General features: G+C 39.5%; 28 protein-coding genes and 1 pseudogene. 10 read left to right on the top strand and 19 right to left on the bottom strand.

From position 1 onward, the window contains the following. Window positions 1–6: 6 nt before the first annotated feature. Both menD and EL215_RS00165 read right to left on the bottom strand, forming a co-directional pair. Window positions 7–1713, bottom strand: a complete 1707-nt coding sequence (gene menD, locus EL215_RS00160) for a 2-succinyl-5-enolpyruvyl-6-hydroxy-3-cyclohexene-1-carboxylic-acid synthase (RefSeq protein WP_126469412.1) — start codon at window positions 1711–1713, stop codon at window positions 7–9. Between the two features lie 5 nt (window positions 1714–1718). Next, complete coding sequence (locus EL215_RS00165) at window positions 1719–3005, bottom strand: isochorismate synthase (protein WP_126469414.1); 1287 nt, start codon at window positions 3003–3005, stop codon at window positions 1719–1721. Between the two features lie 153 nt (window positions 3006–3158). Here EL215_RS00165 and EL215_RS00170 point away from each other — a divergent pair, with 153 nt between their 5' ends. Next, window positions 3159–4373 (top strand): pyridoxal phosphate-dependent aminotransferase, encoded by a 1215-nt coding sequence (locus tag EL215_RS00170; RefSeq protein WP_126469417.1) that lies wholly within the window; start codon window positions 3159–3161, stop codon window positions 4371–4373. 50 nt (window positions 4374–4423) lie between these two features. Here the strand turns inward: EL215_RS00170 and EL215_RS00175 are convergent, their stop codons facing one another. From EL215_RS00175 to grcA, 8 genes are all read right to left on the bottom strand, one after another. Then, entirely contained in the window at window positions 4424–5356 is a 933-nt protein-coding gene (locus EL215_RS00175; RefSeq protein ID WP_197721750.1) for a phosphatidate cytidylyltransferase, read from the bottom strand. A gap of 9 nt (window positions 5357–5365) precedes the next feature. Then, complete coding sequence (locus tag EL215_RS00180) at window positions 5366–5998, bottom strand: lysophospholipid acyltransferase family protein (protein WP_049357749.1); 633 nt, start codon at window positions 5996–5998, stop codon at window positions 5366–5368. Between the two features lie 11 nt (window positions 5999–6009). Beyond that, window positions 6010–6615 carry a CDP-alcohol phosphatidyltransferase family protein gene (locus tag EL215_RS00185; protein WP_049357747.1) on the bottom strand — a complete coding sequence of 202 codons (606 nt, stop codon included), beginning with the start codon at window positions 6613–6615 and terminating at the stop codon, window positions 6010–6012. 78 nt (window positions 6616–6693) lie between these two features. Then, the gene (era, locus tag EL215_RS00190) at window positions 6694–7608 is read right to left on the bottom strand and encodes a GTPase Era (RefSeq protein ID WP_126469421.1); all 915 of its coding nucleotides are present in this window, start codon (window positions 7606–7608) and stop codon (window positions 6694–6696) included. Then, on the bottom strand, window positions 7605–8288 hold the full coding sequence (gene rnc / locus EL215_RS00195) for a ribonuclease III (RefSeq protein ID WP_049357777.1): 684 nt from the start codon (window positions 8286–8288) through the stop codon (window positions 7605–7607). Before rnc ends, era begins: the two co-directional genes overlap by 4 nt. Window position 8289: 1 nt before the next feature. Continuing rightward, window positions 8290–9339: a signal peptidase I gene (gene lepB / locus EL215_RS00200; protein ID WP_126469423.1), complete on the bottom strand. Its 1050-nt coding sequence runs from the start codon at window positions 9337–9339 to the stop codon at window positions 8290–8292. A gap of 9 nt (window positions 9340–9348) precedes the next feature. After that, entirely contained in the window at window positions 9349–11145 is a 1797-nt protein-coding gene (gene lepA, locus EL215_RS00205; RefSeq protein WP_126469425.1) for a translation elongation factor 4, read from the bottom strand. Window positions 11146–11312: 167 nt separating this feature from the next. Next, entirely contained in the window at window positions 11313–11696 is a 384-nt protein-coding gene (gene grcA, locus EL215_RS00210) for an autonomous glycyl radical cofactor GrcA (protein ID WP_005628746.1), read from the bottom strand. 264 nt (window positions 11697–11960) lie between these two features. Here grcA and ung point away from each other — a divergent pair, with 264 nt between their 5' ends. After that, window positions 11961–12620 carry a uracil-DNA glycosylase gene (ung, locus tag EL215_RS00215; protein ID WP_126469427.1) on the top strand — a complete coding sequence of 220 codons (660 nt, stop codon included), beginning with the start codon at window positions 11961–11963 and terminating at the stop codon, window positions 12618–12620. On the opposite strand, the gene tadA is transcribed toward ung, so the two are convergent. The 6 genes and pseudogenes from tadA to ampD all read right to left on the bottom strand — a co-directional run bounded on the left by tadA (window position 12617) and on the right by ampD (window position 17260). Continuing rightward, window positions 12617–13135, bottom strand: a complete 519-nt coding sequence (gene tadA / locus EL215_RS00220) for a tRNA adenosine(34) deaminase TadA (RefSeq protein WP_126469429.1) — start codon at window positions 13133–13135, stop codon at window positions 12617–12619. The two genes, ung and tadA, sit on opposite strands and share 4 nt — an antisense overlap. A 9-nt stretch (window positions 13136–13144) precedes the next feature. Further along, entirely contained in the window at window positions 13145–13996 is an 852-nt protein-coding gene (locus EL215_RS00225; RefSeq protein WP_126469431.1) for a thymidylate synthase, read from the bottom strand. Window positions 13997–14006: 10 nt separating this feature from the next. Further along, entirely contained in the window at window positions 14007–14816 is an 810-nt protein-coding gene (gene lgt / locus EL215_RS00230) for a prolipoprotein diacylglyceryl transferase (protein WP_126469433.1), read from the bottom strand. A gap of 8 nt (window positions 14817–14824) precedes the next feature. Beyond that, window positions 14825–15619: a sulfite exporter TauE/SafE family protein gene (locus EL215_RS00235; protein WP_126469435.1), complete on the bottom strand. Its 795-nt coding sequence runs from the start codon at window positions 15617–15619 to the stop codon at window positions 14825–14827. Between the two features lie 130 nt (window positions 15620–15749). Then, a pseudogene (gene rppH / locus EL215_RS00240) lies at window positions 15750–16212 on the bottom strand (RNA pyrophosphohydrolase); the annotation flags it as partial. 484 nt (window positions 16213–16696) lie between these two features. Further along, window positions 16697–17260 (bottom strand): 1,6-anhydro-N-acetylmuramyl-L-alanine amidase AmpD, encoded by a 564-nt coding sequence (ampD, locus tag EL215_RS00250; protein ID WP_126469439.1) that lies wholly within the window; start codon window positions 17258–17260, stop codon window positions 16697–16699. Window positions 17261–17401: 141 nt separating this feature from the next. Here ampD and EL215_RS00255 point away from each other — a divergent pair, with 141 nt between their 5' ends. The 8 genes from EL215_RS00255 (at window position 17402) to rhlB (ending at window position 23667) form a co-directional block, all read left to right on the top strand. Then, window positions 17402–17839: a prepilin-type N-terminal cleavage/methylation domain-containing protein gene (locus tag EL215_RS00255; protein WP_126469441.1), complete on the top strand. Its 438-nt coding sequence runs from the start codon at window positions 17402–17404 to the stop codon at window positions 17837–17839. A gap of 6 nt (window positions 17840–17845) precedes the next feature. Continuing rightward, entirely contained in the window at window positions 17846–19228 is a 1383-nt protein-coding gene (locus EL215_RS00260) for a GspE/PulE family protein (protein WP_126469443.1), read from the top strand. A gap of 8 nt (window positions 19229–19236) precedes the next feature. Then, complete coding sequence (locus tag EL215_RS00265; protein ID WP_126469445.1) at window positions 19237–20460, top strand: type II secretion system F family protein; 1224 nt, start codon at window positions 19237–19239, stop codon at window positions 20458–20460. Continuing rightward, window positions 20457–21134 carry a prepilin peptidase gene (locus tag EL215_RS00270; RefSeq protein WP_126469447.1) on the top strand — a complete coding sequence of 226 codons (678 nt, stop codon included), beginning with the start codon at window positions 20457–20459 and terminating at the stop codon, window positions 21132–21134. Before EL215_RS00265 ends, EL215_RS00270 begins: the two co-directional genes overlap by 4 nt. An 85-nt stretch (window positions 21135–21219) precedes the next feature. Further along, window positions 21220–21840, top strand: coding sequence for a dephospho-CoA kinase (gene coaE, locus EL215_RS00275; RefSeq protein WP_126469449.1), 621 nt, complete (start codon window positions 21220–21222; stop codon window positions 21838–21840). Further along, window positions 21833–22039 (top strand): DNA gyrase inhibitor YacG, encoded by a 207-nt coding sequence (gene yacG, locus EL215_RS00280; RefSeq protein ID WP_126469451.1) that lies wholly within the window; start codon window positions 21833–21835, stop codon window positions 22037–22039. Before coaE ends, yacG begins: the two co-directional genes overlap by 8 nt. Beyond that, window positions 22036–22317 carry a GNAT family N-acetyltransferase gene (locus EL215_RS00285; protein WP_126469453.1) on the top strand — a complete coding sequence of 94 codons (282 nt, stop codon included), beginning with the start codon at window positions 22036–22038 and terminating at the stop codon, window positions 22315–22317. The genes yacG and EL215_RS00285 overlap by 4 nt, the downstream gene beginning before the upstream one ends. A 90-nt stretch (window positions 22318–22407) precedes the next feature. Continuing rightward, on the top strand, window positions 22408–23667 hold the full coding sequence (gene rhlB / locus EL215_RS00290; protein ID WP_126469455.1) for an ATP-dependent RNA helicase RhlB: 1260 nt from the start codon (window positions 22408–22410) through the stop codon (window positions 23665–23667). Between the two features lie 40 nt (window positions 23668–23707). Here the strand turns inward: rhlB and mreD are convergent, their stop codons facing one another. The 3 genes from mreD to EL215_RS00305 all read right to left on the bottom strand — a co-directional run bounded on the left by mreD (window position 23708) and on the right by EL215_RS00305 (window position 26402). Next, window positions 23708–24196, bottom strand: coding sequence for a rod shape-determining protein MreD (gene mreD, locus EL215_RS00295; protein WP_126469457.1), 489 nt, complete (start codon window positions 24194–24196; stop codon window positions 23708–23710). Then, window positions 24196–25260, bottom strand: coding sequence for a rod shape-determining protein MreC (gene mreC, locus EL215_RS00300; RefSeq protein WP_049357720.1), 1065 nt, complete (start codon window positions 25258–25260; stop codon window positions 24196–24198). Before mreC ends, mreD begins: the two co-directional genes overlap by 1 nt. Before the next feature lie 86 nt (window positions 25261–25346). Continuing rightward, complete coding sequence (locus EL215_RS00305) at window positions 25347–26402, bottom strand: rod shape-determining protein (protein WP_049357719.1); 1056 nt, start codon at window positions 26400–26402, stop codon at window positions 25347–25349. Between the last annotated feature and the right edge of the window lie 20 nt (window positions 26403–26422).

Genomic DNA, 26422 nt, shown 5'->3' on the forward strand with positions numbered 1-26422 from the left:
AATGAATTATTCACCAACCACGGCATGGCTGATTTGTTCAATCAAGCGTTTATAAGTCTCGCTACCATCACTAGGATTCGTTTTGATTTCAATTAAGGTTGCGCGGCGACGTGTGTAAGCCTGTTTCAACACTGCACTTAAATCCGCCCAGGTGTAAGGTAAGGCGTATTTCAAGCCAAACATATTCGCAATTTGTGAAAAATCACCATTATGTGGCAAGCGATAGAACTGCTCTTTAACCTCTTCATCAACCGGCAACATATCAAAGATCGCGCCACCATTATTATTGATCACAAAAATAATGGTTGGTTGAGTCACATTCTTAAATAATGCTAAAGAGTTCAAATCATAAAGCGCAGACGTATCGCCAATCATCGCCACTACAGGTTGATTCGAACCAATACCAATCCCCGCAGCGGTTGCTAATAAACCGTCAATCCCGCTTGCACCACGATTGGTGAAAATTGGGTAACCTTCTGGTAGTTTCGTTAATGCATCAACCAAGCGCACAAAAAGGCTATTTCCTAAGAACAAAATACCGTTGTAAGGTAAAACACGCTCAATATGATGTGCTAATGAGGCTTCATTAAGATTGCCACCGACTTGTTGCTCGATAAAAGTTGCACAGAATTTTGAAAGTGCGAGAGGTTCGAGTAACCAAGGTTTTTGACGCAATGGCGGATGTGCACGCAACCAATGATGCGCTTTTGCATTAAAGCGAGTTTGGGTATGGTGATGTGGATCAACTGCATTTTGGCTTTGCTCCACCACCCAAAATTCACCTTGGAATTCCGCTAAGAATTGGTTAATACGTTTACTGATAAAACGAGAACCCAATTGGATTACAATATCTGCTTGAAGCAATTTTTGCTTCACGGTTTGATTTGCTAACCAAATATCTGCATAAGGGGTAAGTGGCTCTACGCCAGATTGAATATCCGTCAGCAAAATCCAGCCCATGGTATTTGCCCACGAGTTAATTCCCATTGCTTGTTCTGGGGTTAATTGCCCTGCGACAATCACACCTCGTTTCGTACGCCAGCTATCCCAATTCTCATGCATAAACACTTCTTGTTGTAGCGGTTGATGAGCAACCCAATTTTTAGGCTGACTTAACCAACGTTGAATTGGCATTAACCACGGATGGTTGTCAATTTCTGGCTCTGGAGCATTATAAAGAGGCTCTGCAAAAGGTACATTGATATGAATAACGCCAGCTTGTTGTTTTTGTTTATAACAAGCTTGTTCTAACGTAGAAATCAACCATTTCGCCGCATAATCTGTTTGAGGTTTTGGTAGATTTACGCTTGCTACGGGATAATCCGCAAACATATTCTGTTGTAAGATGGCTTGGTTAGCTCCACATTCCCATAATTCAGGTGGACGATCGGCGGTAAGAATAATTAAATTCACGCCAGTCTGACGAGCTTCAATAACCGCAGGATATAAATTTGCACCAGCGGTACCTGATGTCACGATCACTGCAACAGGTGATTGTGTCGCTTTCGCAATTCCTAAAGCAAAAAAACCTAAACCACGTTCATCAAAATGAGTATGGCACGTTACGCGAGAGTCTTTTTGTAAACGTACCGCCTCCAGTGTTAAAGGTGTTGAACGCGAACCTGGCGCAATACAAAAATGACTCACCCCTTGGCGGACTAACGTTTCTAAGATCACTTTTGACCAACAACGATTAAATACGCTTACAGACATTCCTCTTATTCTCCGTTATTTTCTGCGAACAGGGAAATAAGCCCTGCTGCTTTACGTTCAATTTCAAACCACTCTTCTAGCGGCTTTGAGCCATCAACAATTCCTGCTCCAGCAAATACACGCACTTTATTTACTTCAATAAAAGCCGAACGAATAGTGACACAAAATTCCGAAAGATTTTGGCTCATCACGCCTAATGTTCCGGCATACCAACTACGATCAAAGGTTTCAATTTTAGCCAGTGCTTTCTTCGCTTGTTGTTGTGGTAAACCTAACACTGCTGCTGTTGGATGGATCGCTTTCAGCAAATCGGCATCCGTACAAAGTGCGGTCAATTTTGCTTGCATTTTTCGAATCAAATGCTGCACTTTTCGTAATGACTTTAATGCGACATCATCAATGGTAATTTGTTCCACTAAGTGACTGATATTTTGTGAAATATCCTCAACCACTAGCCAATTTTCATTAAGATTTTTTTCATCATTGAGTAACCAATTCGCACTCTCATCATTTTCACGCAGATTATCACTAACAGGTGCGGTACCCGCAAGGGCTTCCGTAAATAACAGACGATTATCTCGCGCAAATAAGCGTTCTGGCGTCGATCCTACAAAACAGTTTTGGGCGTTATCTGCCCATAGAAAATGGTAACAACCATTATTTTGGGCTTGGCTTGCAGCAAGAAAATCTTTTCCGTTTAACTTCCCTTGAAAATGAAACACCGTTTCATTTGCCAAGACCAGCTTGGTCAATTCCTCTTGATGAATGAGATTAAGTGCTTGATTTACCCAATTGCACCAAGTTTCCTGATTCGCTTTCTGTGCAACGTTTTCAATCTTCAATTGATATTGATTAAGTGGTAAAAGAGCCGCCATTTTCTCAAATGTATCTAAAATCGCTTTTGCCGCATCAAACTTGTCTGTTTCAACAAACACAGAAATTATTGTTTCAGCATTTTGTTGTTCAATTAAAATTTGAGGCAAAATAAACAAGCTTTCACCTTGAAACTGTACCCCGCCCACTAACGGAAGATTATTTTCTTGGATAAATTGCTGCGCCAAATTTACATTAACAAATGACCGCACTTGACCCACAGCAGCTATAGTTTTAGCTTCATCACGAAAAGATAAATAAAATTGCGGATAAATCGTCTGCCTTTTTATCCACGCGAGAAGATCTACGCTAGATGTTATCTTCGTCTGAAGATGTGCAATGCATGGTTGCCGATGAGTTGTTTTCAAGGCTTCAAATTGATAAATTAGTGCAGATTTGGCTTGTGCTAAAGTGAGCATCGTAAAATGATAAAATACATAAAAATTGCCCCATATTCTACCGCACTTTGATACATTCAAAAAATTTTTTTATTAAATCTTTTCAAGATAAGAATTTAAGCGTAAATTAGACGTCATTTTGAATGAAAAGCTAATTATCATAGGATGTTACTAATGCGATTATTTCCAAAATCAGACAAATTAGAACACGTTTGCTACGATATTCGTGGACCGGTTCACAAAGAAGCATTACGCTTAGAAGAAGAAGGCAACAAAATATTAAAGCTTAATATCGGCAACCCTGCCCCATTTGGTTTTGAAGCACCTGATGAAATTTTAGTTGATGTGATCCGCAACCTACCATCTGCACAAGGTTATTGCGATTCCAAAGGTTTGTATTCTGCACGTAAAGCTATCGTGCAATACTATCAATCTAAAGGTATTCATGATGCGACCGTAAACGATGTATACATCGGGAATGGTGTATCTGAATTAATTACCATGTCCATGCAAGCACTTCTCAATGATGGCGATGAGGTATTAGTCCCAATGCCAGATTATCCATTATGGACAGCGGCTGTCACTTTAGCGGGTGGAAAAGCGATACATTATTTATGTGATGAAGAAGCGGGCTGGTTCCCTGCTATTGATGATATTCGTGCGAAAGTCAATGCCAAAACGAAAGCTATCGTGGTAATCAATCCGAATAACCCGACTGGTGCAGTTTATAGCAAAGAGTTACTCGAAGAAATTATCCAAGTGGCACGTGAAAATAATCTCATTATTTTTGCAGATGAAATTTATGACAAGATTCTCTACGATGGTGCAATTCATCATCATATCGCAGCTCTTGCACCAGACGTATTAACCATTACATTCAATGGATTATCAAAAGCTTATCGTGTTGCAGGTTTCCGTCAAGGTTGGATGATTTTAAATGGTCCAAAACAACACGCAAAAGGCTATATTGAAGGCTTAGATATGCTGGCGTCGATGCGTTTATGTGCCAACGTACCAATGCAGCACGCCATTCAAACCGCATTAGGCGGCTATCAAAGCATTAATGAGTTTATTCAACCTGGCGGTCGTTTACTTGAACAACGTAATAAAGCCTACGAATTACTGACTCAAATCCCGGGTATTAGCTGTGTAAAACCAATGGGGGCAATGTATATGTTCCCGAAACTCGACATCCAAAAATTCAATATTCATAGTGATGAAAAATTTGTACTCGATTTACTACGTAAAGAGAAAGTGCTTCTCGTACATGGTAAAGGGTTTAACTGGCACTCACCAGATCACTTCCGTGTTGTAACGCTCCCTTATGCAGGTCAATTAGAGGAAGCCATTGGTAAATTAGCACGCTTCTTAGAAACTTATCATCAATAATAAAAAAGAGTGGTTAATTAACCGCTCTTTTTTTATTTTATGATTTATGACTAAGCCCAGAAATAACGCACAACATGGAAGAAAATTGGTGCGGAGAAACAAAGCGAATCCATACGATCTAAAATACCACCATGGCCACTGATCATATTCCCCCAGTCTTTCACGCCCATACTGCGTTTCATTGCTGACATCACGAGTCCACCTAAGAATCCCATTAAGCAAATTAACAGACTCATTAAAAAGGCTTGCCATGCGCTAAATGGTGTCAGCCAATGAAGCATCATCCCTAATAAACTTGCGCTTAATACCCCACCAACAAAACCTTCTACCGTCTTAGATGGCGATAAGATTGGTGCTATTTTATGCTTACCGAAAAGTTTACCCCAAACGTATTGCAACACATCACTTGACTGTACTACCAAGATTAAGAAGATCATTAATAAAAGATTTTTTCCTTCATAACCTGAGATATCAAGTGTCAGTAAAGCCGGGATATGTGAAATACAGAATACGCTAATCATCAATGCCCATTGAATTTTCGTAGAACGATCTAAGAAATTCGCAGGATCACCCAGTAATGCTGAAAGAATCGGTAAAAATAAGAAGCCATATACTGGAATGAAGATAGTAAACATACTAAACCAATCAATGGCGACTAAAAAATATTGCAATGGCAAGATCACATAAAAACAGGCGGCGAGTGCAAGATGATCGCCGCGACGAATATTCAATAGAGAAAGAAACTCACGCAATCCCATAAATGAAATAATCAAAAAGAGCACAATCACGCCATAAAAGCCTAATAAGCTCGCAATAAAGATAATCCCAATCATCACCCACCAAGCATTGATGCGTGCATTCAGATTATCAATGACACTATTAGGGGTATCCATACCCGCTCTGCGTTTTAAAATATATCCCACTGAGGAAGCAAAAATTAAGGCGATAAATAAACCACCGAAGAGTTGCCATATTTCTGTCATCATTTACTCCTAAGATTTGCCTTTTTCACTGATGTTTAAACTTAATAATGCCGATTGCGCACGTGTTAAAAATTCACCTTTAGTCTCATCTGTCCCAAGCTTTAATGGTTCACCAACATAAAGATCACATAACAACGGGATTGGTAAAATAAAGCCTTTTGGTAAAACGTTATTCATATTGCTAATCCAAACTGGGACAAATTCACAATCAAGATTTTCTTTTGCTAGATAATACAAGCCACTTTTAAAGGGTTGTAGAGGCAAATCATCATCCGTTTTACGGGTTCCTTCAGGGAAAAGAATAAGCGAATCATTTTCCAATGCTTCCGTCATTTGTCGTATTGCCGCTTGTGGATCTTGGCTATTACGCTCAATAAGCAACATATTAAACACTTTATTGGCTAAAAAATGACGAATTGCGCCTTTTGTCCAATAATCTTTGCCTGCGACAGGGCGAGTTTGTTTTCTCACTTCATAAGGTAATGAAATCCAAAGTAAGATGAAATCACCATGGCTGTTATGATTGGCAAAATAGACACGATGCCCTTCTGAAGATTGTTCAGCTATCGCCGCTTGAGGTCGAACTCCTGTAATAAAAGAGGCAAAACGACACAATAAAAAATCGATTAATCTCGCGATCATATTTACTCCTATTACTCTGCCACTTCCGCTAATCCATTTTTTACTCGCTTAATACAAGTTATGATGAGCAAGATAACTAAAATATTCGCTACCCACCAGAAAAGTGAATGCAAGCTACCATTCACCGCATAAAGTAAACCGAGTACACCAAACACAAACGCACGATCGCTTTTACCCATTGGGCCATCATAACGACGCATTTTGCCTTGAACTTGTCCCAAGATGCCACATAACTCACTCAACGCAGCAAGCCAAATAATACTTGAGATTTGAATACCATCAAAAGGCGCGACAAAAGCAAAAGGAAGGTAAAGTGCAGCATCAGAGACGACATCAGTAATTTCATTAAGATAACCACCTAATCGGCTTTTTTGATTGAATTCACGTGCAAGCATGCCATCAACAGCATTCAACGCCATGCGCAAAAATAACCAAATAGGGATAAGGAAGAAGAGAGAAGAAAATGTCGGAAATAGTGCGAGGACCACACCTAATAAAATAGAAAGTAAGCAAGCAATTAGCGTAACTTGATTTGCTGTTACGCCTTTTGCCGCTAATTGCCTAACTAAAGGCCGAAGTAAATTCTGAAATTTGGGTTTTAAAGCATAGATACTCATCTACCATCTCCTTGTTTTTATTAAAAAACATAGATATGTTTCCAATAATAGGACGGTATAGAGTATTACTCAAGTTTTTTATTCATCCATATAACCTAAACTTCTTAAGGCGCGTTCATCGTCCGCCCAACCGGACTTCACTTTGACCCAAAGTTCAAGGTGTACTTTATTATCAAATAAGCGTTCCATGTCAGCACGGGCTTCGATACCAATGGTTTTAATTTTTTGTCCTTGAGCACCAATCACCATTTTCTTTTGGCCTTCACGCTCAACTAAAATCAATCCATTAATTTCGTAAGTACCACGCTCATTTACTTTGAATTGTTCAATTTCAACGGTCACAGAATAAGGTAATTCTTCACCAGTAAAACGCATCAATTTTTCACGGATAATTTCTGATGCCATAAAACGCTGTGAACGGTCTGTTACATAATCCTCAGGGAAGTGGTGAACGCCTTTACGTAATGACTGACGAACTATTTTCTCTAATTGATGCACATTATTACCACGTTGTGCAGAAATCGGCACAATGTGTGCGAAATCAAACTTACTGCCTAATTCTGTAATGAATGGCAACAAATCATCTTTATTCTTAACATTGTCAACTTTGTTGATAGCGAGTACAACAGGTGCTTTGGCATTACGTAATTTATTTAACACCATTTCATCATCGGCATTCCAATGTGTGCCATCCACGACAAAAATAATAAGATCCACATCCCCGATCGCTGAACTTGCTGCACGATTCATTAAACGGTTAATCGCGCGTTTTTCTTCGATATGAAGTCCCGGCGTATCTACATAAATTTCTTGGTAGATGCCTTCCGTTTTAATTCCCACAATACGGTGACGCGTGGTTTGCGCCTTGCGGGAAGTAATCGAGATTTTTTGTCCTAAAATTTTATTTAACAGGGTGGATTTCCCTACATTTGGGCGACCTACAATGGCAATAAAACCACAATAGGTCTCTTGTTCTTGATTTAATTCGGTCATTTTATTTCCAATATTTTTAAAATTTGTTCTGCGGCCGCTTGTTCTGCTTTACGGCGGCTAGAACCTTTTGCAATAAAAGTGCGGTCAATATTTGGTACGTTTTTTACCGTACATTCCACGGTGAAGGTTTGGCAATGCGCTTCCCCTTCTATTTTAATCACTTCATAAGTTGGCAAGGCGAAATGCTTACCTTGCAAATACTCTTGTAAACGTGTTTTGGCATCTTTTTGATTATCGCCCGGCTTAATTTCAGCCAATAAGGTTTTATACCAACTACGCACAATATCTGCCGCTTTATCAAAGCTTGAATCTAATGCCATTGCACCAATTACCGCTTCAACACAATCAGCTAAAATAGATTCTCGGCGAAAGCCCCCGCTTTTTAGCTCACCAGAGCCTAAAGACATATAATCCCCAAGCTCAAAATTTCGGGCAATCATTGCCAGTGTCGGCTCACGCACTAATGTTGCACGCATACGGCTAAGTTCACCTTCATTACAACGAGGAAATTGATGATAAAGCGCATCCGCAATGACATAATTGAGAATCGAATCGCCTAGGAATTCTAGGCGTTCATTATGTTGAGTGGAAGCACTGCGGTGTGTCAGTGCCAATTTTAAGTGTTTTAGATCGGAAAATTGATAACCAATTTTTCGTTCTAATCGATCTAAATGATTCATATTAATTAATTTTCGTAAAGAAACGGTCGGAACGGAAGCCAGTTGGCCACTCATTTGGTTCTTTTTCTAAACTCATCCAAATATAAGTGGCTTTACCCACGATATTTTTTTCCGGTACAAATCCCCAAAAACGGCTGTCATCACTATGATCACGGTTATCCCCCATCACAAAATATTGCCCTTCAGGCACAATCCATTCTGCAGTAGGTAAGCCTTCTTGTGGATAGAATTCAATACCCGAATAACGGCGCATTGGCTCGACTAAAATAGTGTGTGTCACGTCACCGATTTCCAAATATTCCACTTGCGTTGGGAATGCTGGATTTGTAGGTTCTTGTTTATATTCAAATACTTTAGTTTGGCAATCCACTTCACAAGGTTTTCCATCTTTACCATAAACCAATGTTAAAGCACTTTTTTCAACATCAAGAATAATACGGTCGCCCCCTTTACCCACAATACGTTTAATGTAATCTACGCCAGACATATTGTTTTTGGATGTTAAAGCAAGATTTTCAGCATAAGCCGCTCGCGTTGCACCTAAACTCGTACGAAGTAATGCTTGCTCCGGTGCTTTAAACACAATCACATCACCACGTTCTGGTTTGTCACCTTCAATAATCGTATTTTGGAAAATTGGATCTTTGATACCATAAGTATATTTATTAACAACGAGGAAATCCCCTACGCGCAACGTCGCTTCCATTGATCCTGAGGGAATTTGGAATGGTTCAAAAATAAATGAACGCACAAGGAATACCACGGATAACACAGGAAAAAGCGAAGAAATAAATTCTGAACCTTCTGAAATTGGCTCAATTTTCGCTTTTTCTTCATCCGTTAACGCTTTGCCTGAACGTTGTTCTGCTCGTGCAATTTGACGACGACGTCTCGGCATCACAGCAAAGCGGTGATAACACCATAAAATACCGGAAAGTACGGTTAAAATCAGCAACAAAATACTGAATGTGTTAGGTAGTTGGAAATGGTCTAACACTTTCCAACCAGCAAATCCCACGGCTAACAACAGAATAAAAAATACATTCGACATAGCTCTTTCCTATTTATCTTTACCAACGTGTAAGATAGCTAAAAACGCTTCTTGCGGTACTTCCACGTTACCTAAAGACTTCATTCGTTTTTTACCCTCTTTCTGTTTCTGTAAGAGTTTTTTCTTACGACTCACGTCACCACCATAACATTTTGCTAATACGTTTTTACGCAATTGTTTTACGGTTGAACGCGCAATAATGTGGTTACCAATCGCTGCTTGGATCGCGATATCAAATTGTTGACGTGGAATCAGCTCACGCATTTTTTCAACTAACTCACGACCACGGTAAGGGGCATTATCTTTATGAACAATTAACGCTAACGCATCAACACGATCACCGTTGATCATAATATCCACACGCACCATGTCCGCCGCTTGGAAACGTTTGAAACCATAATCCAAAGACGCATAACCGCGAGAAGTCGATTTCAAGCGATCGAAGAAATCTAATACTACTTCGCCCATTGGGATTTCATAAGTTAACGCAATTTGGTTACCGTGATACACCATATTGGTTTGTACGCCACGTTTTTCCACGCAAAGGGTAATCACGTTACCTAAGAATTCCTGTGGTACTAACATATTACATTCTGCGATAGGCTCGCGAATTTCTGAAATATTATTTAATGGCGGTAATTTCGCTGGACTGTCCACATAAACCACTTCACCACTCGTCATTTCAACTTCATAAATTACGGTTGGCGCTGTGGTAATCAAATCAAGATCGTATTCACGCTCTAAACGCTCTTGAATGATCTCCATGTGTAAAAGCCCCAAGAAACCACAACGGAAACCAAAACCTAAAGCCGTCGAGTTTTCTGGTTCGTAGAAAAGTGATGCATCGTTTAAGCTTAATTTACCTAACGCATCGCGGAAAGCTTCGTAATCGTCAGAGCTCACTGGGAATAAACCGGCATAAACCTGTGGTTTTACTTTCTTAAAGCCTGGTAATACATGGCTTGCGGGATTATGCTGATGCGTTAAGGTATCCCCTACCGGTGCCCCTAAAATATCTTTAATCGCACAAACAACCCAACCTACTTCGCCGGTATTTAATACAGCCGTATCCACTTGTTTTGGTGTAAAAATCCCCAAACGATCTACATTGTAAGCTTGTCCGGTAGACATCACTTTAATTTTATCGCCTTTACGTAGTACCCCGTTTTTAATACGAACTAATGACACCACGCCTAAATAGTTATCGAACCAAGAGTCAATAATCAATGCTTGTAATGGTGCATCTTGGTCACCTTCTGGCGCGGGAATTTTCGCAACAATTTCTTCTAATACATTCTCAATACCCACACCGGTTTTCGCCGAACAACGTACCGCTTCCATCGCATCAATACCGACGATGTCTTCAATTTCTTCTGCAACACGTTCAGGATCTGCTGCCGGTAAATCGATTTTATTTAAAATCGGCACGACTTCTAAATCCATTTCAATGGCGGTATAGCAGTTTGCCAAGGTTTGGGCTTCTACACCTTGTCCTGCATCCACAACTAACAATGCCCCTTCACAAGCCGCAAGAGAACGCGACACTTCATAAGAGAAGTCCACGTGTCCTGGTGTATCGATAAAGTTTAATTGATATGTTTCACCGTCTTTCGCTTGATAATTTAAGGTTACACTTTGCGCTTTAATGGTAATGCCACGCTCACGCTCAAGATCCATGGAATCCAACACTTGCGCTTCCATTTCACGATCCGAAAGCCCCCCACAGGTCTGAATTAATCGGTCAGAAAGGGTCGATTTACCGTGGTCAATATGGGCAATAATAGAAAAGTTGCGAATATTCTTCATAAATAGATTAGTTTTCTCAAAAATCATTAAATTTAACTGGCGGATTGTACCTGAAAAGCACGGAAATCGCTAGGGATCAAAGGGAAAAGTGCGGTCAAATTTTCAAACCTTTTAGATAAACAAAACCCCGAATGACTTCGGGGTTTCTTTTTTCATTCAAACTGAAATTATAGGCTTTCAGTGAAAGTACGAGTGATAACGTCGCGTTGTTGTTCTGGAGTTAAAGAGTTGAAACGTACTGCGTAACCAGAAACACGGATAGTTAATTGTGGGTATTTATCAGGGTTGTTTACTGCATCTTCTAACGTTTCACGACGTAATACGTTTACGTTTAAGTGTTGACCACCTTCAACTTTAACAGTTGGTGCTACGTTTACTGGTAATTCACGATATTCGATTTGGCCTAATTCGCTAACTGCTACAACTTGGTCTTCAGCAAATTCGCCTTTAGCACATAAGCAACGCGCTTCATTTTTCTCGCTATCTAATAACCAGAATGAGTTTAAAAGATTGTCATTTGCTGCTTGAGTAATTTGAATACCTTTGATCATAAAATGCCTCCTAGCTTGGCGTTTGTATATTAATTGAACTGTGCAAATTTTATCAAATTATTTTAAAATTTCAATTTATTTTGACTTAGAACAGATTCTTTTTTTCAAACTATCTTATAAAATTGATCTAAATTAAAGTTTTAGATATAAAAAATACAATATATATTTTTATTTAACAAAATATTAACATACTTAATCAAATAAAGTCTTTATAAGTCATTTCACCTATAATATTCGGAAACTTATCTAATAAGGAAATATAACATGAAAACTTGGACAGATGTTATCGGTCAAGAGAAAGAAAAACCTTACTTTAAACACATTCTACAACAAGTGCATCAAAAGCGACTTGCCGGAAAAACGATTTACCCACCGCAAGATGAAGTATTTAATGCCTTTAAATATACGGCATTTGATGAGGTGAAAGTCGTCATTTTAGGACAGGATCCCTACCATGGCCCAAATCAAGCACACGGTTTAGCTTTTTCGGTAAAACCCGAAGTCGCTATTCCCCCTTCTTTACTGAATATGTATAAAGAATTAGCTAACGATATTCCTGGTTTTCAAATGCCAAATCATGGTTACTTGGTGAAATGGGCGGAGCAAGGTGTGCTGTTGCTTAACACTGTGCTAACTGTAGAGCGCGGTATGGCACATTCACACGCTAAATTTGGTTGGGAAATCTTCACCGACCAAGTAATTGCAGCACTCAATGAGCATCGTGAAAAAATAGTATTTTTACTTTGGGGAAGCCATGCGCAGAAAAAAGGGCAATTTATTGATCGCAATCGTCATTATGTTTTAACTGCCCCGCACCCCTCTCCACTTTCTGCACATCGTGGTTTTCTCGGATGTCATCACTTTTCTAAAACCAACGAATACTTAAAACAACATGGTTTAACTGAAATTGATTGGCAGGTTTAAGATTGTGATTCAACATCAAGCGGGAGAGTCTTTTCCCGCTTTTCTTCTTTTTTCTGCTCTCGTCTCTTTTTGAAAAAATCACTCAATTTCTGACCACACTTTTCTGCCAACACGCCAGATGAAATTTGTAGTGTGTGGTTCATTTTATAATCATCAAAAAAGTGGAAACGAGAACCTACAGCCCCTGTTTTATAATCTGATGCACCGAAGACTAATCGTTTAATACGGCTATGTAAAATCGCGCCCGCACACATGGTACAAGGCTCAAGGGTGACATAGAGTGTGGTATTGAGCAGACGATAATTTTGAATATGTTGTGCGGCATTACGCAATGCGACAATTTCAGCGTGAGCTGTCGGATCATTTTCAATGATAGATAAATTCCAGCCTTCACCGAGAATATTTCCTTCATCATCTACCAACACAGCCCCGACAGGAATCTCGCCGAGTGCTTCTGCACGATCGGCAAGCATCAGGGCGTGTTGCATAAATTTCTCGTCTAAATCTGACCGCACTTTGAATGCCTAAACTGAGAAAGGATACTTGATCGGTTCGTGAGATTGATACCCCACCACCTTGAAATCATCCATCGTTACCCAAGTTTCAAGATCTTCAAGGGTTTTAATATCAGGATTAATTTCTAATTGTGGTGAAGGGAATGGTTCACGTTTTAATTGCACATCACGCATTAACTCAAGTTGGTCTTCATAAATATGCGCATTTACAATTTTATGATATGCCTTACCCGGTTTATTGCCAGTAATTTGCGCTATCAAAGCAAGGAAAGTAAAGACCTGAATTTGATTGAAGTTTAAGCCAAGTGGCACATCACAAGAGCGTTGGTAGCTCGTTAAGTGCAATGTATCGCCAACTAAAGAGAAAGTATGTGTATGCATGCAAGGACGCAAACAACCTAGGTCAAATTCGCCAGGATTGAAGAACGTCAGGATTTCACCGCGATCATCAATGCCTCGACTTAAATTGTTCACAATTTTACGAAGTTGATCGATGGTTTCGCCATTCGGTTTACGCCATGCTCTGCCTTGCACACCATAAACGCGCCCCATATCATCGGTGCCTTTACGATGTGGATTGGCAAGCCAAGCGGCATTTTCATTGGCATTGGCATCCCATGTTTTGGTGCCAAGCTTGCGGAAATCTGCCGCATTATCATAACCACGGATATAACCTAAAAACTCCGCAATTGCCGCTTTCCAATAGCTTTTACGTGTTGTAATTAAGGGAAATTGATTATTGGCAACATCATATTCTAAATCTGCATTAATCACCGTAAGGCAACGCTTGCCAGTACGCTCGTTAGCAACCCACTCACCTTCATTTACAATGCGTCGGCAAAGAGCTAAATATTGTTTCATCAAAAACTCCTTACTTTTTAACCGCACTTTTCGCACGATTGTATGCCCATGCCATAATTAATCCACCACCGATAATCATCGGTAAGCAAAGAGCTTGGCCACGTGTCATGATGCCTAAGAAAGATTCCACTTCAGGCTCACGGACATATTCAACGATAAAACGGAAAATTCCGTAACCAACCAGGAATAATCCTGCTACTGAACCTACTGGGCGAGGCTTTTTAATAAAGACATTCAGAATAGTAAACAGTACGAAACCTTCTAAGAATGCTTCATAAAGCTGTGAAGGATGGCGTGGTAATAACAATGGATCATTTGGGAAAATCATGGCCCAAGGTACATTGGTTTCTCGTCCCCAAAGTTCTAAATTAATAAAGTTACCAATTCGTCCCATCCCTAAACCAAATGGAATCAAGGGCGCCACGAAATCTGCCGTTTGCCAAAAGCTTCTTTTTTGAGAATAAGAGGTCCAAATCATTGAGATAATCACCCCAATTAATCCACCATGGAATGACATTCCCCCTTCCCAAACACGGAATAAATACAGTGGATCTTGCACAAAATGATCGAAATTATAGAAGAATACATCACCAATGCGGCCACCTAAGAATACACCCATAAAGCCATTAAAAAGTAACGTATCCACTTGATCGACGGTCCAACCACTGTTTGGCTGATTAGCACGGCGAACGGCCAACCAACGAGCAAAGATAAAGCCTAATAAATACATTAAACCATACCAACGCAATCCTATATTGCTGTCACCAAAAGTGAAAATAGTCGGATCAAAATGTGGAAGCATCAAAAATTCTGAATTCATAACATTCCTTATTTCATAAACATATCAACTGCGATTGCAATTAATAGCAAGGCAAAGCCTTTTTTCAAGGTTGATACAGGGAGTTTTGAGGTCGCTGTTGCCCCTAATTTAGAAGTGAAAAATGAGGAGGCCGTAATACCGAGCACTGCGGGTAAATAAATATAACCAAGGGAATAATCCGGCATGGAAGGGTTACCCCACCCACTCACCATAAAGCTCAACATGCCAGATAAACCAAGAAGCGCACCACAGAAGGCAGAAGAACCGATAGATTTTTTCATATCAATACCGCGAGAGTTTAAAAATGGTACGATAAAACCACCGCCGCCAATGCCTGCAGCACTTGATGCCATACCAATCAATACACCACCAATAACAGATGCTTGTGTTGTTAAAGGTTTAGTCTTTCCTGTGTTTTTCTTAATAGAAATCACCATTTTTGCCGCTAAATATACGACTAAACAGGCAAAGATTTTGGCTGATACATCACGATCGAGTTTGCCAATAAATAAACCGGAGATAAATACCGTAATCATCATCACCGGCGCGAGTACTTTCACTGCACTCCACACAATGTTGCCCAGTTTATGATGGCGCTGTGCGGAAGAAAATCCGGTAATCACGATGGTTGCAAATGAAGTCCCTAAGGCTGTGGACATCAACATCTGATCAGGAATACCCATCATCGGCAATAAATAAACCAAGGTTGGCACAATAACCAATCCGCCGCCAATGCCAAATAATCCAGCAAGAAAACCAACGATAGCCCCGACAAGCAAACAAAGCAGGATAAAAGTGAGCATTATTACCCCCTTGATTTATAAGATGGACGTTTTTGATATTTAGAAAAGCCGTTCTTACGTGGAGCGTGATACGGTTTATTTATCTCATGCTCCTGCGTATTTTCAAGAAATGTATTGTCGTTACCAAATATGGCTTGGGCAAACTCTTTCATCGCTTTGCGGTAAACATCTTTCTTAAAGGACACAACCTGACGTACGGGATACCAAAAACTCACCCAACGCCAACCATCAAATTCTGGTGATTTTGTTGTATTCATATTAATATTTTTTTCATCGCCCACTAATTGCAACAAAAACCAACGTTGTTTTTGCCCAATACACATGGGTTTGCTGTCATAACGCAGCAATCTTTTCGGCAGCTTATAACGCAACCAATGTTTAGAGGCATAAAGCACCTTCACATCTTTAGGTTGCAAGCCAACCTCTTCATATAATTCACGATACATGGCTTGTTCGGCACTTTCGTTATCGTTAATTCCACCCTGTGGGAATTGCCACGAATTTTGCCCGTATCGTTTAGCCCAAAGCACCTGCCCTTTGCGATTACAAATGACAATGCCTACATTTGGACGGTAGCCATCAAAATCGATCACTATCGTTCACCTTAAATTTTGTACAAAAATAATTTGCAGATTGTTTCATAAATTGGCTTTTTTATCAACCGAATGGGCATATTTAGCCTATTGTGGATAACTCTGTTAACAACACTTGGATAGTCCAAATTTAACTGTATATGAAGTTTAAAAACTGCTTTTCACTCTTCACTTTTTTCACTTCTGCATAACATTTAATCAAAAATGTCTCGAAAAAAATGACCGCACTTTTTTTCATCAAAGTACGGTCAAAAATTAAGCCATTTTTTAGTTTAAACATCCCTTGCTTGATAAATAAATAGCAGCTGTGAGTTATTCAATATTTCTGTGGATAAAATTGTGATTGAGCAAATAGAGAGTGTTGCATAACTCTTCTCTGCATTTTAGCATCAATTTTGGAGAGAAAATTTTCTCTTTAATTTCATTAAGATAACGATTATTCACAGACATCGTCTTATCCACATTTGACCAAAAATTTTAGTGGTTATTTTTTATCCAATTCTTTTTTGACTAATGCTAAATAGTGTTCCCACTCAAAATATTGACCTGGATCGATCTTACGACCAGGCGAAATATCGCAATGCCCAACAATACGATCGAGCGTTATTTTCGGATAAGCTTGCATGATATCTCGTGTTAATGCAGCAAGCATCTGGTATTGTTCCGCTGTAAAAGGTTGTTCATTACTGCCCTCTAACTCAATCCCAATCGCAAAATCATTACATTTATTGCGTCCTTCAAAGCAAGAGAGTCCTGCATGCCATGCCCTGTCATCAAAACTGACATATTGTGTTACCTTACCATTGCGTTCAATTAAGCAATGGGCTGACACACGAAATTGATAAATTTCTTCAAAATAGGGATGGATGGTTGGATCGAGTTTTCCTTGGAAGAAATCATCTACATATCCCCCACCAAACTCTTCTGGCGGCAAACTGATGTAATGAATGACGAGTAATGAAATATCTTCTACATCAGGACGTTCATCAAAATGTGGTGAAATCACTTTTCTTGTCTGGCTTAACCAGCCATTTTTTATCTTATTCATCTGTTTTTCTGCGATTAAATTTTATTTTTGCGCTCTCGATCGCAAAAGAAGTGCGGTCGGTTTTACTTTCATTTTTCTCTTTTACACAATGTTGTCGCCAATTCTGGCATTTTTTTATTCAACCAAAAGGAAATTAATTTAATGAAACTGACTTTTTCTAAACCTTTACATAAAGGTTTTACGTTAATTGAATTGATGATCGTGATTATTGCTATTCTCGCGACGATCGCTATTCCGTCTTATCAAAATTATACCAAAAAAGCAGCCATCTCAGAATTGTTGCAAGCTTCGGCACCTTATAAATCTGATGTAGAGTTATGCGTCTATAGCACCAATTCCCCAACAAACTGTTCTGGTGGTTCAAATGGTATTGCGGCAGACATCACTACCGCAAAAGGCTATGTTAAATCCATTACCACGAAATCGGGAGTGATTACGGTAACAGGAAATGACACATTGGATGGGATCAGTTATTCTTTAACGGCGACAGGCTCAACCTCATCAGGTGTCACTTGGGCAACCGCTTGTCCAAGCAATGCGGATTTATTCCCTGCGGGTTTCTGCTCTCCTACTAAATAGCGAAACATGGCCTATCAAGCAATCGCAAAAAATGGCGAGATTTGCCAAATCTCGCCACAATATTGGCAACAAAACCAACAGCAGCAAGCTTTACTGCTGCGTTACTTTGCGCTACCACTTAAAGAAGACGAGCACCATTTATGGCTTGCAGTGGATTCACTCAATAACCTTGCGGCTTGTGAAACCTTTGCTTTTTTAAGTGGAAAATTAGTTGAACCGATTTTATTTGAAACACATCAACTCAAACAACTTTTACAATCCCTTGCACCTAAAGCAAATCAAATAATAGAAGAGCAAACAACGTTTTATCATCATTCAGAAGACGAAAATACTGCCAATATATCTAATGACGATGAACCTGTTATTCAATTATTAAATGGTATTTTTGAAACAGCCCTGCAAAAAAATGCCTCCGATATTCATTTAGAAACGCAGCCAAGTGGGCTCTTAATTCGTTTACGTATTGATGGCGTACTACAACCACAGCCTATTATCAGTAAAGCACTCGCCAATCGTGTGATTTCTCGTTTAAAACTCTTAGCCAAATTGGATATCAGTGAAACTCGATTGCCACAAGATGGCCGCTTTCAATTCAAAACCACGTTTTCCGATATTTTAGATTTCCGCCTTTCTACCTTGCCTACTCATTGGGGAGAAAAAGCGGTATTACGATTACAACAAAATAAACCTGTTCAGTTAAGTTTTGCTGAACTTGGCATGACAAAAAACCAACAACGTCAATTTCAACATGCACTCAGCCAACCACAAGGTTTAATCCTCGTGACTGGACCAACGGGAAGCGGAAAAAGTATCTCGCTTTATACCGCACTTCAATGGCTCAATACGCCAGATAAACATATTATGACGGCAGAGGATCCCGTTGAAATTGAATTAGAAGGCATTATTCAAACTCAAGTGAATCCGCAAATTGGTTTAGATTTTAGCCGATTACTTCGTACATTTTTACGACAAGACCCTGACATTATTATGCTTGGTGAAATTCGAGATGAAGAAAGTGCATTAATGGCATTAAGAGCAGCTCAAACCGGCCATTTAGTGCTTTCGACCTTACATACCAACGATGCCCTCTCAGCCATTTCACGCTTGCAACAACTAGGCATTCAATCTCACGAAATTGAAAATAGCCTCTTATTAGTTATCGCACAGCGATTGGTGCGTAAACGTTGCTTAAAGTGCAGTCAACATTTTAGTGAGTCTTGCGATTGCCATCAGGGGTATCAAGGGCGTATTGGGGTGTATCAATTTTTACAATGTGAAAATAACTGTTACCAAACTGATTTCGATTCACTTTATCAAAGTGCATTAGAAAAAGTAAAAGATAACATCACCGATCTTGATGAAATTCAACGTGTGTTAGGTAAAAAATAGGAGTCTCTATGGCAAAGCAAAAACTCTTTTATTTCCAAGCCTATGATCAGCGACAACAATGGCAAAAAGGTAGCCTTGTTGCTCAATCTAAACAAGCCGCACAATTTCTGTTAATTGCAAAAGGTTTTAGTCACATTCGCTTGCAACAAGATTGGCAACTTAATCAGAAACCGAAAAATGCAGAAATCAGTGCTTTATTGAATCAACTGGCTACATTGCTCAGTTCTGCCATTCCATTAAAAAATGCATTACATATTTTGCAAGACAACTGCACGCAATTGGGATTACATCAGTGGCTTAGCGCCTTAATTGAGTTAATTGAAAGTGGTCTTCCGTTTTCACAAAGCTTGGAAATACAAGGAAAGTATTTAAACTTTCAAGAGATTCAACTTATTCAAGTGGGAGAAATGACCGGAAAACTGGCAGAGGTATGCACTAAAATTGCAGAACGTCGAACGCAATCATTAACGCTTCAACGCAAATTGCAAAAAATTATGCTTTATCCTGCCATGGTATTAGGTATTTCGCTTTCACTTACGTTGATTTTATTACTCTTCGTTGTACCTCAATTTGCTGAAATGTATGGTGAAAATTCCGCTGAATTGCCTACATTAACTGCCGTATTATTAGCTATGTCTCAATTCCTACAACATCATTTTGTTGCGTTAATGATTGCCTGCTCTTTCGCTATTTTTATGTTGAAGATGGCATTAAAACATTCCCTTTGGCTAAATCAAAAAAAGAATGCACTAATTAGCCGCATGCCAATTTGGGGCAATATCATTTGCCTTTCTCGCCTAATCAGTTTTAGCCATAACCTCCAATTAATGCTTCAATCCGGAGTGGCATTAACGCCAGCCTTAAATAGCTTCCTCCCCAAACAACAAACCTGGCAAACACAACGTACCTTAAAAGGTGATATTCTGCTACAACAAGAAGTGCGGTCAATTTTACAGTGGGTTTCGCAAGGTTATCCATTTTCAGAAAGTGTCAGTAGTCATCTTTTCCCAATGGAAGCACAACAAATGCTACAGATTGGAGAAAAAAGTGGAAAACTCGCATTGATGTTGCAACATATTGCCGATAACTATCAAGAAAAACTCAATCATCAAATTGATTTACTTTCCCAACTTTTAGAGCCTTTAATGATGCTCATCATTGGTAGTTTAATTGGTATCATAATGATGGGCATGTATCTGCCGATTTTTAATATGGGATCCGTAATCCAATGATGATATTAGCCTTTTTCTTATTGGGTGGTTTAGCGGGTATCTTTGTTTGGCTTTATATTGATCGTTTTATCCCCAATCTCCAACAAGAAATTTATCAGAACTATATTGAACTTTATCCTGAAAATAGGTACTTATTTCACAGCAAAAAAACAGCAATTAAATCTCAAAAGTGCGGTCATATTTTGCTTTATTTTTTAGGGTTTGGACTCTGTTTTGCTGTACTCTATTATTTTCTTCAGGATGAATTATTTACTTTATGGCTAGCAATTACGCTTAGTCTACTTTTTGTTATCAGTTGGCTAGACTGGCATTATCAACTGATTTCACCTACACCTTGCCTCTTTTTATTTTTCCTAGGTTTATTCGGCGCACACCAAGAGTTTTCAATCCTGACACTTTCTCAAAGTTTAGAAAGTGCGGTTAGTTTTTTCAGTGTTTTTTATATTATCTATCATTTGTCTAAATGGTTTTATAAGAAGGAAGCATTAGGCCGTGGTGATTATTGGCTTGCTTTAGGAATAGGTGCTTATCTCACCATCGCACACTTACCACTTTTCTTATTCATCGCCTGTCTATTAGGTATCATAGTCTATTGGATTTCTCGCAAACCTGTTTTACCTTTTGCGCCCTTTCTTTGCTTATCTTTAATCATCACCAGTGCAATAACCCTATAAATGTAATATATTGGCAACATTGAAAAATATTGTGTTTAGGAGATAGATGTAAAACATTCTCCTAAATCAAGTAGCAAGGAATATTATGACTTATATTGTAGGCCTCACTGGCGGCATCGGTAGTGGAAAAAGCACAATTGCAAATCTCTTTGTTGAACTTGATGTACCCATTGTTGATGCCGATATGGTGGCAAGAGAAGTGATTGAAAAAGGCTCGCCGCTACTTGCTCAAATTGCTGAGCACTTTGGTAAATCGATTTTGACTGAAGAAGGCGAATTAAATCGGGCCGAGCTACGAAAAAAAGTATTTGCAGACGAAAATGAGAAAAACTGGCTCAATCATTTATTACATCCAGCTATTCGCGAAAGAATGTTGTCACAGTTAAACAGTCAGACCGCTCCTTATACCTTGTTTGTCGTTCCACTGCTTATTGAAAACAAGCTCACCACGCTTTGCGACCGCATACTTGTTGTCGATGTTAAACCTGAAACTCAGCTGGCTCGTGCGTCATCGAGAGATCATAATAATATTCAGCAAATTCAAGCTATTATGAATGCACAAGTCAGCCGTGAAGAACGATTAAAATGGGCGGATGATATTATTTCAAATGATGCAAAATTACCTGAAAACTTACCGCACTTAAAACAAAAAGTGCTAGAATTACACCAATTTTATTTAAGTGAATCGAGAAAGAAAAATGTCTGATGAAATTTTTGAAGTCCCTTGCCCTACGTGCCAAAAGCCTGTACCTTGGACACAGGAAAGCCAATTTCGCCCTTTTTGTAGCAAACGTTGCCAACTCATTGATTTAGGGGAATGGGCTACAGAAGAAAAAGCTATTCCAAGTGACACAGCAGATTTTGCCATGGACCCCAATCTCAGTGATGAATGGAGTATCAAATGAGTCTTCAGCATCATGATAATGGTGAGCAGGGAGCGTTTTTCTTACTCGATGAGCAAGGGAAGAAAATCGCGAAACTCACCTATTTTTATGAAACACCCGATACCATCAATGCTAATCATACGTTTGTTGATAATTCTCTTCGAGGACAAGGTGTGGCAGACAAACTCTATCAAGCCTTAATTCATTTTATCCAGGCTAAAAAGCTGACATTGCACCCAACTTGTAGCTATATTGCAAGAAAATGGGAACGAACCCAATCTGCTCAATCCCAAGCTTAATCCTATTAATAAGCGTGTCATTTTTAAGGATATTTTTCTGACTTCGTGCTATCCTTAGCCCCATTTATTTCTGAGAACCTATTATTTATTATGCAAGAAAATTATTTAAGTCAGCAGCGATTTGCTGATCTTCCATTACATCCTATCGTACAAAAAGCCCTACAAGATAAGGGATTTGAATATTGCACCCCTATTCAAGCGTTATCATTACCTATCACATTACAAGGAAAAGATGTTGCAGGCCAAGCGCAAACCGGCACAGGTAAAACGATGGCATTTTTAACGGCAACATTTCATCACTTATTGACGCATCAACCTGATTTTGCGACCAATCAACCTCGCGCATTAATTCTTGCACCAACACGTGAACTGGCTGTGCAAATTAATAATGATGCAGAATTGTTAGCTAAAACAAGTGGATTACGAACCGCACTAGCTTATGGTGGCGATGGCTATGATAAACAACTTAAGGCTATTGAAGCCGGTGTGGATATTTTAATTGGTACAACTGGTCGTGTGATTGACTATGTGAAACAAAGCATTATTCGTTTAGATGACATTCAAGTTGTAGTACTAGATGAAGCGGATCGCATGTTTGATTTAGGTTTCATTCGTGATATTCGTTATTTATTACGCAAGTGTCCTTCTCCGCAAGAACGCCTCACCATGCTCTTTTCTGCTACGCTCTCTTACAAAGTGCGCGAACTTGCCTTTGAAGATATGAATTCCCCAGAATACATTGAAATTGAACCCGAACAAAAAACGGGGCATCGAATTAAAGAGGAACTCTTCTATCCGTCAAATGAAGACAAAATTCCCCTCTTACTGACGTTAATGGAAGAAGAATGGCCGGAGCGTTGTATTGTCTTTGCAAATACTAAACATAAATGTGAAGAAATTTGGGGCTATTTAGCGGCAGATGGCCATCGTGTGGGATTACTCACAGGGGATGTGGCACAGAAAAAACGTCTTTCATTGCTTAAACAATTTACAGACGGTGAGCTCGATATTCTCGTGGCAACTGATGTTGCTGCGCGTGGGTTACATATTTCAGACGTGACTCATGTTTTTAACTTTGATCTACCTGATGATCGAGAAGATTACGTTCACCGTATTGGTCGTACTGGTCGAGCGGGTGAAAGTGGTGTGTCTATCAGCTTTGCTTGTGAAGAATATGCGATGAATTTACCGGCAATTGAAGAATACATTGGTCATTCTATTCCCGTCAGTCAATATGATCCGAATTCATTGATTAGTGATATTCCCAAACCTTATCGTTTAAAACGCAATCCATCCCCTCAAATGCGAAATACTACAGCAAGAAAAACAAACTATCGTCGTAAAAACTAAAAAGAAAAGCTGATGAACTCCCTCATCAGCTTTTTTATGATTAATGCAATCCGACTCGTCGACGTGCAGTACGCATCAATAAGAAAACCCATGGCCATAACACACCTGATGCGATGGCACCAAAGATTTCCTGCCAATTAAAAAATGCCCCATGCAAAGAGAATTCAACCAAGAAAATAGCCACTCGAATCGCAAAAACAAAAAGGAGTACCAATAAACTTTGGAACCAAAGAGAAAGGTTGCGCAACATCAAGTAATATTTGGAAACAAAATAGAAGGCGACAGAAAGTACCAATGCATGAACTCCAAGAATAGAACCTAGCACGATATCCCATAAAAGCCCGAGTAAAAATGCCCAACCAATACTTACTCTATTGGGCAAAGCAAGCGTCCAATAAAGCAAAACTAAAATTAACCAAGAAGGTTTAAAGGCTTGAAAGCCTGCTGGCCATGGGGCTAATTCCATTACTAATGCGACAATAAAGAAGCACAAAATTGTCGCCCATTGAAAAATAAAACGCCCTTGCATTAATCTTCATCCCTATGTTCTTGCTGCTCCGGAGAAATGGGTTCCTCTTGTTGAGGCATTGTGGTCGGAATGTCAGGATCCACAATTTCTTTTCCTGTATGCGGCTGTACTCCATCCTCTTGATCATCTGTAATTTTGGTTTTACTCACTGAATGAGTTGCTTCATTAGCTTGACTTTCCAAACGTTGCTGCACAAGACGACGCACCTCTTCCGGTGACATGGATTTCACTTTCGACATATCAAGGTTGCTTGGCCAAAGTAAAAGCAAATAACGTAAACGATCTAATTCAGCCAAAGGTTTCGCTTTCACCGTCGCAAAGTAATTTGAGCCATCACGAGACACACTTTGTACGACTGCCACCGGATAGCCTTCCACAAAACGCCCCCCTAAACCTGAAGTGACCAATAAATCGCCTTTTTCAATATCCACAGAACGAGGCACGTTATCTAAAGTAAGCTCATCAGAGTGCCCTGTGCCACTTGCAATCACGCGCACATCATTACGTAAAACTTGCACAGGAATAGAATGGGTTACATCGGTTAAAAGCAATACTCGACTCGTATTTTCTCCGACAGATATAATCTGCCCAATCATTCCTTTTTCATCAATCACAGGCTGACCAACATAAGCGCCATCACGTTCCCCTTGATTAATCACCACTTGCTGACGATAAACGTCAGTTTCAGCTGTAAGCACTTCTGCAATTTTTTTATATTCATCGGTGCGTAAAGGCGAATTAAGTAGTAAACGAAGGCGTTGGTTTTCTACCTTGAGCTGATCCAATAATAAAAGATCGGCATTTTTCTCACGCAGCTGCTCACGTAATACCTTATTTTCAATAAGCAGTTTATTGGTGTCCACCAAGTTGCTTGATACACCATCTAGAACCGTTCTTGGCCCATTCGCAAGGTAATACAAGCCCCCCACGGCAGTTTCCATAACACTACGCGCCTTCGTCATTGATGAAGTTTTTCCATCAACTAAAATCAATGTTATCGAAGCAATCACCGCTAATATAAGTCGAATACCTAATGGTGGTGCTTTACCAAAAATGGGTTTCATTCACTGTCCTAGGGTTGAAAGGAAAAATGCGGTCAAAAAATCAGACGAATTAAAAACACCGATTTTTCGAACCGCACTCTTAGAGATTAAATTTCGTCGCTAAAAATATCACCACCATGCATATTAATCATTTCAATTGCTTCACCACCACCTCGGGCCACACAAGTCAATGGTTCTTCAGCAATAATTACTGGTACGCCACATTCTTGTGAAAGCAATACATCAATATTACTCAATAAGGCTCCACCACCTGTTAACACCATACCACGTTCAAAAATATCTGCGGCGTGTTCTGGTTGGCATTCTTCAAGTGCAGTACGTACTGCCGCAACAATACCATTTAATGGTTGTTGAAGCGCTTCTTGCACATCACGAGAGGTTAATTTGAATGAGCGAGGTGCACCTTCAGCAAGATTATGTCCGTGCACTTCCATTTCTAAAATTTCATCACCTTCTTGAATATATGCTGTACCAATTTCATGTTTAATACGTTCAGCTGTTGGTTCGCCGATAACAGAACCAAAAGTGCGACGGACATAAGAAATGATCGCTTCATCAAAACGATCTCCACCAATACGGACTGAAGATGAATAAACAATACCATTTAAGGAAATCACGGCCACTTCAGTAGTACCACCACCAATATCAATCACCATTGAACCAATCGCTGTTGACACAGGTAAATTTGCACCAATCGCTGCAGCCATAGGTTCTTCAATTAAATAGACTTCTCGAGCACCTGCACCCAATGCGGATTCTTTGATTGCACGACGTTCAACTTGAGTTGCACCAGCCGGTACACAAACGAGCACACGTGGACTAGGACGCATAAAATTGCCCGTATGAACTTGTTTAATAAAGTATTGCAACATTTTTTCAGTAACCGAGAAATCAGCAATCACACCATCTTTCATCGGACGAATAGCAACGATACTTTTTGGTGTACGACCCAGCATTTGTTTTGCCTCTTTACCTACTGCCGCAATACTTTTGTATGCGCCCATACGGTCTTGACGGATCGCCACTACTGAAGGTTCATCAAGCACAATACCTTGGCCTTTTACATAAATTAATGTATTTGCTGTACCTAAATCGATAGAAAGATCGTTTGAAAATAAACCACGAATTTTTTTAAATAACATAAGAATTCCGTCATTAGTTT

The sequence above is a fragment of the Haemophilus parainfluenzae genome (assembly GCF_900638025.1).
GTDB classification, from domain to species: Bacteria; Pseudomonadota; Gammaproteobacteria; order Enterobacterales; family Pasteurellaceae; genus Haemophilus_D; species Haemophilus_D parainfluenzae_J.